Here is a 9,724-nt window from a genome sequence, read left to right on the forward strand (position 1 = left end):
AGTAGGCTGAGACTACCCCGCGAACGGTGGCATTTTCACGCTTTGTTAACCTTTTGAAGTCCGAAGAGGCGCCCGAGCAGGTCATTCTGGTCGTTGATTGTCCAGTCGCCGGAAAAGCCGAAGCCTTTGCGCAGCCACAACATCGCTTCGAACCCAGCGATCGTCCGGCGCGCCGTTTTGAATGACTGGAAGCAGCCGATCTTGGGCATGTTCTTCTTGACCCGGAAGTGGTCGCTCTCGATGCCTTGCTGGAGGTGCTTCGTGACATAATGTACCGGGCTCGGATGCAGGAGCCCGTCATCGATGGCTGTTTTGATCGTTGAAGGAAACGTGTTAGCGCCATCTGTACCGATCTTACCCGGCGATAGTAGCGGCTCATCCTTGAGCATCTTACGGAAGAAGCGCTTGGCGGCGTCGAGATCGCGCTTCGCGGTGAGCAAGAAGTCGACCGGGTTTCCGTGCTTGTCGATGGCGCGGTACAGGTATCGCCACTTGCCCCGGATCTTGACGTAGGTCTCGTCAATCCTGACTGAGCCACAATGCGGTCGGCGAAACTGGCGTAGGCGCTTCTCGATTACAGGTGCATAGGCGAGGACCCAGCGGTTGATTGTACTATGGTCGACCTCGAAGCCGCGCTCGCGGAACATCTCCTCGAGATCTCTGTAGCTGAGCGGATACCGTAGATACCATGTCACTGCCTGCACGATCAGCCATGCCTCGAAATGCCGCCCTTTGAAATCGTCCTTCGACTGGCGCTTCAGCTTTTCGGCAATGGCATTCAGAATCATGGCTACGCTCCGCTACATCGGGAGCTGAATTTCCACCGTTGTGGTCAACAGCTAGTTAACCAAAAGAATTTGCGACACGCCCACTTTGGCTCACGGTCTCGGGCTTGAGCCGAAACCAGATGTATTACGAGCAATCCATGCGCAGAACCGCGTGGACATACCAGATGTCGGGGCATTTCCATGCCTTGGAGTTTACGCAAAGGTTCTTCACTCAGGGGACGCAGCGCCGGGAAATTCAGTGCTCATCGCTTAGTCCGTCTGCACCATTCCCATGGTCGGCAGCTAACGTATGTCAAATTCAGAAGTGGTCGTAACCTATGAAATACAGCAGACGGATATTCTTGCTCGCAGCCGGCTCGATGCTGACTGGCTGTGCTTCCTCGGAAACGGAGCGGGTTGGCTTGGATCGGCCAGCACCTTCGAACCGAGGCGGACGGACAGTGGACTATGAAACAAGCGAGCCGGCCGGAACGATCATTGTCGAGCCATCCCGGTATGAACTGCTGCTGATACAGGGCGGCGGCAAAGCCCTCACCTATCCGGTCGGCGTCGGGAAAGCAGGCCACAGTTTCAGCGGGCGGGCGACAGTCGGCCGCAAGGAAGAATGGCCTAAGTGGACGCCGACGGCGAACATGATTGCCGCCGATCCTGACGGCAAGGGCCGACTAGCGGGCGGTGTGCAAGGGGGTGCGGCGAATCCTCTTGGCGCTCGCGCGCTCTATCTGTTCCAGGGCGGTCGGGACACGCTCTATCGCATTCACGGCACGAATGATCCAAGCTCGATCGGCAAATCCGTATCGAGTGGATGCATTCGCATGTTTGACCGTGATGTGATCGATCTATATGAGCGCGTGCCGATCGGAGCGCCGGTGATCGTCAGGGGATGACGGTGTTCCTGGGATCGTTTGTGGTATTTCGGGCTTCCGCGAGCGATCTTACCATAGGTAGCTGCAACATGTATTGATCCACGACCTTAGCAACCACAGGAGAGGTAACACCTGCTCCGTTTGACCTCAAAAGCGCGCTTGCCAGATCATTTATCGCTCTTTGCCAGTTTGGCGTCTGAATGTCGTCGTATAAGGCCTTCTTAATCTCGCTCTCTGGATCAGGGCGGTGTGTAATGAATCTCGCGAGTGAGGCCATGGCCTGCACTTTCGCCAAATCCTTCGACGCTCCCATTGAGTAAGCTACAGCATCAATGTTTGACCACTTCCGCTCTGCCATTCCCCCGGCCAAACAGACGGCTATTTCTCTGACCAACATTTGCCAAACATCCTCAAGCGTATCTGCAGCAATCAATGGATTTCTATGAACGGACAATCCTAGGTCGCCATCAACTGCCCTGCGATAAACAGATACGCCCACAATTTCCGCACCGAGAACTGATGCAACAAGGGCGTGACCGGCTTCGTGTTTCGCGGTGGAGCGCCGTCCTTGCGGTGTATAGAGCCACCAAATCCATCGCGTGAGCCGTCGAAGCCATTGGATGCATATAACAGCGCTCAGCGTCAAAAGCACGGCTAACACCGCGCCTGTAAAAAAAGCAAAGTTCAATACGTGATCGACGTCAATTGGAGCGTCAGATACGGGTGGCGGTGCAATCATGCAATTATAGCGCCTGTGCAATTAGATCAAAGACGCGGCTTGGCAACCTTGTCCATATCGACGCCCTGCTTCAACTTGGCCTCTATGGCAGCATCCAGGGCGGTCTGATGACCATAGGCCCGCTTGACATCGACAAGGGTGAATTCTGCCGAGTTTAGTTCGGGCTGGAATGTGCTCATGCTGACGACCATGATCCCGTCGCACCGGTCATCCTTAATAACAGAATTTCGCTCCCCAACCTGATATTTCCCTAAGTACTGCCATTGACTGTGAAAGAATGCTGCGCATGGCTTCTGCGCGATCTCAATGTTTCGATTATCGGATGACCGCTGGACTTCTACAAAATCGCAAAGGCTTCCTTCGTTGACGCGATTGCAATTTTCCTTGGTTTTGGGAGCTTCGGTATCCGAGACCAAGCGGCCATTCGCGTAGAGATAGTATAGCTTGAGGAATCCGCCTTCATCTTCGACAATAGAAGGCTGACCGTATTTCTCGGCAACTTGCTTTCGGAAAACGTCTGCGGTCGTAAAGGTCTCAAATCCCACGATACGACGAATCGAAAGCGCTCTGTTATCGTAGACCTCGGAAGCAAAATTCACGTAGACCTGATTCTTTCCGTCACTAGTTCCAGAAGCGATCTCGTTGACGAACTCAATCTCGGCGCGTGCGCCTTCAGGCGTTGATACCGATCCCTTCAGCCGGGTTTCTTCCGGCTCACGACCGTCCGGAAATTCGGCCTTCAGCTTCGTCTTTACGTCCTCTATCGTATCGCCGGGGTGAATACCGAGAATGTCGAAGTTGGCGGATTTCTCGAAACGATCGCCGGCCGGGCTCCTATCGACGGTCTCGAAGGTTTGCGCGATCGCTGTCGAGGCACTGAGCGCCGAGAGGGCGGCTACGATGACAAGGCAAGATTTCATGTCCCCTCCCCTCCCATTTATCGCCAGACGAGCGGCGTAGGCTTGCCGTCAGCGATCGGCATGTCCGACTGGCCGCATGTCTTGCCCTTGTAGGTCATGCCCTTGGAAACCGGTTTTCCTTCGTCAGTGAGGCAGACTGCGGTCAGGTCATAAGGGCTTTTTTGGGCGGTCGTGCAGCCAGCAAGGGCTACCATGGCAAAGGCGATGTAGGTGAACTTCATAAGCGGAAACCTCGTTATAGCTGACGGGAATAGCGATACTTAGCAAAATGCCGCATAAAGCATCAACCGCATCTGCTACATCTCGAAAGTCTTGCCCTGCTCATGTCCCTGCTGGTGGCTGTGAGCCGCCTGCAGGGTGTTGGCCTGCTCGAAGGTTTCTGCGCGTGAGACGATGAACTGCGCGCGCGAAAAGCCCGCCGTGAACGCCTCAAGTCGTTCCGGCGAAGCATTCGGAATCGCACGCGAAAGGCGGTCCCGGTCGAGCTCCAGCGAACCGGGAGCGCCAAAGCGGTCACGAATGTTGGCGATAAAGCCGCGCAATTCGGTCAAGGCTTGCTTATGGTCGCCCTGTCCGAGCACCGCGCCCAGCTCGTGGGCGGGTGTCTTTTCAATCCGGCCGACCAGCTCGCGGGCAGCGGGTGACAGATCGTTGACCGGCTCGCGCATAAGAGTGCGAAAGCGCTCTTCGTCGCGACGAAGGTCCACGGCCAGGGAGCCACGTACCTGCCCGTAATCATGGAGCGCAGCGACGGCGAGCGGAACGGCAGCAAGCGCCTTTTCGCGGGCCGCGTCATCGCGGCCGAAAAGGCTGCGGTTGCCGTGGAGCGAGCCGAAAGCCTCCGGATTGGTTCGCATTTCCTGCGCAAATTCGGAAACGGGACGGCGTTCAACCTCGATGCGGTTGCGCAATTCGGCAAGGACCGCTTGCGGATCTTGCCAGACTGCCGAAACCGCCGTCTCAAGGCGGCTGTTCGCGGCCTGCATGGTCGGCCGGGCCGAAATCCTCTCCGCCACGGTCTCATCGATGCTTCGCGGCCAATCGGTAACGGCGGCAATGAGCGGCGCTTGTGCCTGCTCATACGCGGGTTGGAGTTGGCGAGGATCGGAAGCGGTGAAGGAGAGCCGCGCGCCTGATTCCGGGCGCGGCTCCGGCAGATCGACCACGTTGCCTATGATGATCGCGCCATCATCCCTCTGCATCATGAAGTTGCGACCGGCCGCACCGCTGAAGACGCCGCGATAATCCTGCCCCGGTTCGGTCGTCGCCATATATATACCGTCCCATGCCGTGACGTGCGGGGCCTGCACAGGGCGGAAGCGCTCAATAGCCTGCTGCGCGACCTCGAGCGCGTTCACGCGATCGGGGTCGGTGATTTCCGCGAACATGCGACGCATGGGCGCCAGGTCGCCGCGTTCATGGGCGGCGACTGAGACGAACGTCATGCGTTCGTCGGAAATCACGCCGAATTCGAGCGGATGCCCTGCCCTTTCGGCAAGGGCCGCGAAGAATTCACGCTGAGTCCGGCCGTTGCCTTCGCGAAAAGGATGGATGGAATTCATCCGGGCGAAGGCGTCGGCCGCTTCCGTTGCGAAGGTTTCGCGATCAAGGCCACGCAAGAAGTTGCGGGATTCGAGATCCGACATGAGGTTATTCAAGCCTCTGTCGATCTCGTTGCCGATCGCGAAATCCTTACCGCCAATCTTGTGCATGGCAGGCATTGAGGCCTGCGTACCGTCAGCGAAAGTGAATGGATGATGGCGCAGCTCGCCCGCCCATTCGAACACGTCTTGAAACAGGTGCTTATGAAGCGCCTGAAGATGGGCCGTGTCGAAGGTGGGTTCGGGACCGAGACCGCTTCGCAGTTCGAGCAGCCGGATCGCTAGAATCGGGTGCTCGGCCGCTTCTAGCGCCTCGTGTGTCTCGGCCCCTATCTTGTTTCGAAGGGTCTCGCCGTCGGCGAGCGTAAACGACATGCCTACTGGATGCCGAGAATGGACTTAACGCGCGGCATCATCTCGTCAAGCTCGATCTCGCCAGCAATGAACGCGTCAAATACCGGCTGGCATGCCGGGTTCGGGCGAAGACCTTCCATAGCGTTCGAACGAAATGCGCTGCGAACCATCTTGCGACGGCGCTCCATTTCATCGGCGGTGATGGCCGGGGCCTTCTGCTTGAGGGCTAGTGCCATGGCTTTTCTCCTCTCGTTGCTACCGGCTTACCTGCCAAGCGCTTATCCAGTTCCACTATCAGCATTTCCGCTAGATCGGACGGCGTGTCCGCCGTTCTGTAGACCTTACGTGGATCATTCCTGCGGTCTGCCTGCTGCTTCATAAGGCCTCCGGTCAGGCTGCGGAAAGCGCCCGTTCAACTGCTTCCGGTTCCTTCTCGATGATGGTGAGAAGGATGCGGGACGGCGCATCGATATTGGAGCGGCCCTGTTCCCAATCGCGAACGCGACCGAAGGAAAATCCGTACCGGGCGGCAAACGCCTTTTGGGACAATCCGGTTTTCTGACGGATGGCGCGAACGTCCACCTGTGGCGGGATATGAATAACATATTCCGCCGGATCGGCCTCGCCCTTAGCAAAAGCAAGAGCTTCCCGTGCGCCCTGCAAAATTCGTGATCCTGCCTTGCTCATTTTCGACTCCTGAGTTTCTTCACCTGTTCACTGACGCTTTCCCTCCATATTTGCGGAAGGACCGTCAGAATTTTGCGCAGCTCGTTTCGATCTGCCTTCGATAGGTTTGCCTGCGTGTCCTTGCTGTAGATATCGAGCAAGAACACCGGAATATCCTCGTCGGCATAGAAGGTGATGATCCGATAGCCGCCGCTCTTTCCCTTGCCGCGACCGCCGAAACGCACCTTTCGCGCTCCACCTGTGCCGGCCATGATATCGCCCGCGTCTGGATTTGAAGCGAGGAAGGACACAATCTCGATGCGCTCCTCCTCACTTACATTTTCATCCTTGGCGGATGACAGATAGGCGGGTGTTTCAATGACCGTGTGCATGGGATTTAAGTACAGAAATTCCGTACATTTGTCAAGCGACACATGCGGGATTTCCGCACTATATTTTCACCAAATATTGGCGAACTGGCGGCGGGATATCCCCCAGCGCGTTAGCGCACTAACGCCTTTGAAAATAGACGAGCAACCGCACCAAGAGCATAACCAAGCCACACAAGAATATACATCCATGCAGCATCCCTACTAGTTTTGCATCGTCTGATGCCAATCCGCCAGTCAAAAAATAAGTCGCAAGAAATCCTAATCCTCCGACAGTCATTATAATCGCAAAGCGAGCGATACTCTTTTGCAGATCGTCAACACGCGAGGGATGAGGCATTTTTTGCTTAAAGCCCTTTTCTGAATATCCAGACCAATACGACTATAAGGCATAAAGCGGCGACGATGGTCGCCATTGGCGAAATGAATTCTCCAAGATTTTCAAGCATATGTTTCCTTTCCCGTTCTAAATGATCAGGCCAAGCCGCTCCCAAATCGTCGGCTCATGTTTGTGACCAGCCTCCGCCAACATGGAGATTACGTCATCCCTCTTTAGCTGGCCGATTTCGTAGCCGCGTGATCGCGCTTCCTCGACAAGACATTCCAGGGTGGGAAACTCTTCAAGGACGGTCCCGAGCCAGATTTCAGGCTCCTCAAAATCGGATTCCTCCGAAATAAACCCTTGTAGGAAAAACGTGCGCAACGGCGGATCATAGCCGATGACAGCGCCCGCGTCGGTGCGCCCTTGATTGAAAAGATTGATATAATAACGGCTCATAATATGCCCTTCTTCTAGCACCGGTGCGCGGTTCAATCCAGTTGCTCTAGCCTCGGCCTCTGACCCTGCTCATAATGGTTGCTCGCTCAAGGCTTGCGCAAGCGCATGACACGCTTATTAGCGAGAAGATCGCGGCGCGTTTGAAAGGTGTAGCCGTCCCAATCTTTCCAAGGCTCCCAACCGCTCGGCGTTGCGCGCCCGTACCAGACGCGCACCTTGACAGTTTCGGGGTCGATCTCCTTCAAAATCGACACGGTGAAACTTCCCCCTAGATTTGAGGGGGTATCAAATACCGTGACACTATCCCGCTCACGCATGCCCCTGCCCTTCCCTGATCCTGATGACAACCTTGCTGCGCCGGGTCGTGGGCCGTCCGTGCATGTCCCTTTCGCTCCGCTCGATCACAAGGCGAACTATATCGCCGGTCCTCTCCGTGATCTTGTATCGGCGCTGACGGGTTACGCCCTCGCGCCAACCTCGTTCGACAATCGCCGCGATATGGCGCTTGTCGGTTGCTGTGATGTGGTAGCCTTCCAGAAGGCTGATGCTTATTTTCGACATTGCCCGATCTCCCCTCACAGCAAGGCCAGTTGCTCGGCCTGCCGCATTATTTGCGGCATGGGTCGGGCGGCGATCCGGTCACGTTCGGCCTTCATGCGTTCGCGGCATTCGGCAAATTCAATGCAAACGATCTCGCAGAGGGGGGCAACGTCCTTCCATTTGTCTTGATAAAAAGCCGTGTCGATACCTGCGCCGCCCATCATTTCAAGGCCGGTCTGACGCTCGAAATCGACGCCGCGCCCCTTCTCAAGACGTTGGTAAAGCTGCGTTCCGGAATAGCGAAAGCTGGCGGACTGCTGCGGCACGATGAAAGCGCCATAGTCGGCAAGCTCAGAAGCGATATCGATAACGTGAAGCTCGAAGTCCTGACCGCGATAACGCGGGCCATTCCCCTGCCGCTTCACCCTCCCGAACGGCGGGTTCCCTATGGCGCAATCGTAGTGGCCTAGATCAAGCTCGCGCCAGTCGAAAACATCGGCATTGATCCAACGGGCCTCCGGCAAGAGTTTGCGCCCGATCTCCACATAACGGGGGTTGATCTCAACGCATGTGATATCGGCCCCCCTACCGCCGCCCCACAGGCTGCGATGATGGATGAAATAGCTCAAAATGCCGATGCCTGCGCAAAGGTCGATCACGCGCCCGCTGCGCGTATCGATCTGGAAATCTGCTGCCATGTCCCACGGCGTGAAGAATGCGCCAGCCGCGCCGGTCTCAAAGTTTGCGCCCTCATGCCAGTTCTGGAAAACAAAATCCTTTTCGTCCTCGGTCAGGCGGTCCTTTGTCAGGATCGCCTCTGCCTCGGCATGGGCCTTGCGCTGTGCTTTGCTGAGTTTCGCCATGGTGTTTTCTCTCCTGATCCGCGAAGCGGTCTTCCTGTCCCGGTGAGGGGCAGGAGCCCGGCTCCTGCTCCCGAGCAGTCGGCGATCCGACCGGAGAGAGGGGGGCAACAGGCAAAACCGGAGGGGGATCACCCGCCCGAAGGGACAGGTTGCGAGGATCCGCGCGGGACGCGCAAAATCCGCGCACCTGGTCCTGCACAAGGGGGAGTTCGCCGGCAACGCCGGCGAGCTCGCCCGCGGAAGGACGGGGAAACCGGTTTTGCCTGTTGCGGGGGAGAGACCGGCGGCCGATCTCTCCCCCTCGAGACAAACAAGCAAGAGCCGCAACGCGGCTCTCCGTTCCTGATTATTTGGGCGATCTTGGCGAGGCTGGCGGCGGGAGAACAGGCGGTTGCTCTGTCGATTCCTCGGGGTTTTCGTGCCGGGAGTCCGAACTATCGGCCTCTCGTTCCTGTTGTGAGCGTCCGGTCCAGTCCGGTTCTTCAGCGAAAGCGAACGAGCCAAGAACCAAGACGCCGGACATCGCCAGTTGAACAAGCCTTCTCATATGCATGATGAGCATCCTTTTTCGCGTTGACGCGAATAGGACGGCCTACGGCCGACTTTTATTCTGCGATGGCATGAGCGAAGCGATGGCATCGCCGCGTCAGTCCGGTCGTCACCCGCATGGGCCGAAACGGACGTGCCGGGAGCCTTGACGAAGCAGGCAAGAGACGGGCTTGCGGAGCAAAAGACCGGAAACGCCGTTGCGAAGGCTGGCAAACGGCACGGATGGTTCGGTGAGCCGGTGAAACCGGCGAATAGGGCGGCGGTGCCATAGGCAGACGCACACAATCCTGCAATACCTCACGCTTCCCTAAGTCGCCTTCTCAAAACGGAAACTCATATATCCAGTAACGCAAGCAAACCGGCCGTTAGGTTCCAAATCGCATAATTCTGCATGAAATATCAGCGGTCTAAACTGTGCGCAAAAACCGCATCAACCGGCAAAAATTGTAAGCGGGGCATATCCGTTGGCGGTGCCATTTTGTTGTGCAGTTGCACGGTGAGTTGCAATCTACCATAATTCCTTTTGCCCAAGAAGGTCGTATAGATTGCACGATGAAGAAGACTCCGATTACCGAGCTCGATATTGATAGTCTTGATGAAGCCACGCTGATGGAATTGAACCGGCACATCGTTGAGCGATTGCAGTTTCTCCATCAACAAAAGACAGCCGC

At 56.7% G+C, this 9,724-nt stretch carries 14 protein-coding genes; 1 reads left to right on the forward strand and 13 read right to left on the reverse strand.

Translation table 11 applies throughout. The annotated features are described in order from the left end of the window. Positions 1-35: 35 nt before the first annotated feature. Positions 36-788 carry an IS6 family transposase gene (locus tag JNC70_RS17120; protein ID WP_035228067.1) on the reverse strand — a complete coding sequence of 251 codons (753 nt, stop codon included), beginning with the start codon at positions 786-788 and terminating at the stop codon, positions 36-38. A 440-nt stretch (positions 789-1,228) separates the two neighbouring features. On the opposite strand from JNC70_RS17120, the gene JNC70_RS17125 reads away from it, so the two are divergent. Next, complete coding sequence (locus JNC70_RS17125) at positions 1,229-1,675, forward strand: L,D-transpeptidase (RefSeq protein WP_235913277.1); 447 nt, start codon at positions 1,229-1,231, stop codon at positions 1,673-1,675. On the opposite strand, the gene JNC70_RS17130 is transcribed toward JNC70_RS17125, so the two are convergent. The 12 genes from JNC70_RS17130 to JNC70_RS17185 all read right to left on the reverse strand — a co-directional run. Further along, positions 1,665-2,393, reverse strand: coding sequence for a M41 family metallopeptidase (locus tag JNC70_RS17130; protein WP_100560370.1), 729 nt, complete (start codon positions 2,391-2,393; stop codon positions 1,665-1,667). The two genes, JNC70_RS17125 and JNC70_RS17130, sit on opposite strands and share 11 nt — an antisense overlap. A 26-nt stretch (positions 2,394-2,419) precedes the next feature. Further along, positions 2,420-3,313, reverse strand: a complete 894-nt coding sequence (locus tag JNC70_RS17135; protein ID WP_100560367.1) for a hypothetical protein — start codon at positions 3,311-3,313, stop codon at positions 2,420-2,422. A gap of 17 nt (positions 3,314-3,330) precedes the next feature. Further along, positions 3,331-3,534: a hypothetical protein gene (locus JNC70_RS17140; protein ID WP_100560365.1), complete on the reverse strand. Its 204-nt coding sequence runs from the start codon at positions 3,532-3,534 to the stop codon at positions 3,331-3,333. Positions 3,535-3,609: 75 nt separating this feature from the next. After that, positions 3,610-5,289 carry a Fic family protein gene (locus JNC70_RS17145; protein WP_100560363.1) on the reverse strand — a complete coding sequence of 560 codons (1,680 nt, stop codon included), beginning with the start codon at positions 5,287-5,289 and terminating at the stop codon, positions 3,610-3,612. Between the two features lie 2 nt (positions 5,290-5,291). Then, positions 5,292-5,504, reverse strand: coding sequence for an antitoxin VbhA family protein (locus tag JNC70_RS17150; RefSeq protein ID WP_100560360.1), 213 nt, complete (start codon positions 5,502-5,504; stop codon positions 5,292-5,294). A 154-nt stretch (positions 5,505-5,658) separates the two neighbouring features. Next, positions 5,659-5,955, reverse strand: coding sequence for a helix-turn-helix domain-containing protein (locus tag JNC70_RS17155; protein WP_100560358.1), 297 nt, complete (start codon positions 5,953-5,955; stop codon positions 5,659-5,661). After that, complete coding sequence (locus JNC70_RS17160) at positions 5,952-6,368, reverse strand: type II toxin-antitoxin system RelE/ParE family toxin (protein WP_313709323.1); 417 nt, start codon at positions 6,366-6,368, stop codon at positions 5,952-5,954. Before JNC70_RS17160 ends, JNC70_RS17155 begins: the two co-directional genes overlap by 4 nt. A 421-nt stretch (positions 6,369-6,789) precedes the next feature. Further along, positions 6,790-7,137 carry a hypothetical protein gene (locus tag JNC70_RS17165; RefSeq protein ID WP_226622911.1) on the reverse strand — a complete coding sequence of 116 codons (348 nt, stop codon included), beginning with the start codon at positions 7,135-7,137 and terminating at the stop codon, positions 6,790-6,792. 50 nt (positions 7,138-7,187) lie between these two features. Beyond that, on the reverse strand, positions 7,188-7,355 hold the full coding sequence (locus JNC70_RS17170) for a hypothetical protein (RefSeq protein WP_157803369.1): 168 nt from the start codon (positions 7,353-7,355) through the stop codon (positions 7,188-7,190). Between the two features lie 55 nt (positions 7,356-7,410). Further along, positions 7,411-7,662, reverse strand: a complete 252-nt coding sequence (locus JNC70_RS17175; RefSeq protein ID WP_100560352.1) for a hypothetical protein — start codon at positions 7,660-7,662, stop codon at positions 7,411-7,413. 14 nt (positions 7,663-7,676) lie between these two features. Further along, positions 7,677-8,504 carry a class I SAM-dependent methyltransferase gene (locus tag JNC70_RS17180; protein WP_100560350.1) on the reverse strand — a complete coding sequence of 276 codons (828 nt, stop codon included), beginning with the start codon at positions 8,502-8,504 and terminating at the stop codon, positions 7,677-7,679. A 948-nt stretch (positions 8,505-9,452) separates the two neighbouring features. After that, positions 9,453-9,724: hypothetical protein (locus JNC70_RS17185; RefSeq protein ID WP_374788737.1), on the reverse strand; the 272-nt coding region annotated here is incomplete at its 5' end.

Origin of the sequence: Brucella oryzae, assembly GCF_041929965.1 — a bacterium.
GTDB classification, from domain to species: domain Bacteria; phylum Pseudomonadota; class Alphaproteobacteria; order Rhizobiales; family Rhizobiaceae; genus Brucella; species Brucella oryzae.

Coding starts and splice junctions, on each gene's coding strand:
- JNC70_RS17120 (WP_035228067.1), bottom strand. CDS start 788: ATGATTCTGAATGCCATTGCCGAAAAGCTGAAGCGCCAGTCGAAGGAC.
- JNC70_RS17145 (WP_100560363.1), bottom strand. CDS start 5,289: ATGTCGTTTACGCTCGCCGACGGCGAGACCCTTCGAAACAAGATAGGG.
- JNC70_RS17180 (WP_100560350.1), bottom strand. CDS start 8,504: ATGGCGAAACTCAGCAAAGCACAGCGCAAGGCCCATGCCGAGGCAGAG.
- JNC70_RS17175 (WP_100560352.1), bottom strand. CDS start 7,662: ATGTCGAAAATAAGCATCAGCCTTCTGGAAGGCTACCACATCACAGCA.
- JNC70_RS17135 (WP_100560367.1), bottom strand. CDS start 3,313: ATGAAATCTTGCCTTGTCATCGTAGCCGCCCTCTCGGCGCTCAGTGCC.
- JNC70_RS17140 (WP_100560365.1), bottom strand. CDS start 3,534: ATGAAGTTCACCTACATCGCCTTTGCCATGGTAGCCCTTGCTGGCTGC.
- JNC70_RS17130 (WP_100560370.1), bottom strand. CDS start 2,393: ATGATTGCACCGCCACCCGTATCTGACGCTCCAATTGACGTCGATCAC.
- JNC70_RS17155 (WP_100560358.1), bottom strand. CDS start 5,955: ATGAGCAAGGCAGGATCACGAATTTTGCAGGGCGCACGGGAAGCTCTT.
- JNC70_RS17150 (WP_100560360.1), bottom strand. CDS start 5,504: ATGGCACTAGCCCTCAAGCAGAAGGCCCCGGCCATCACCGCCGATGAA.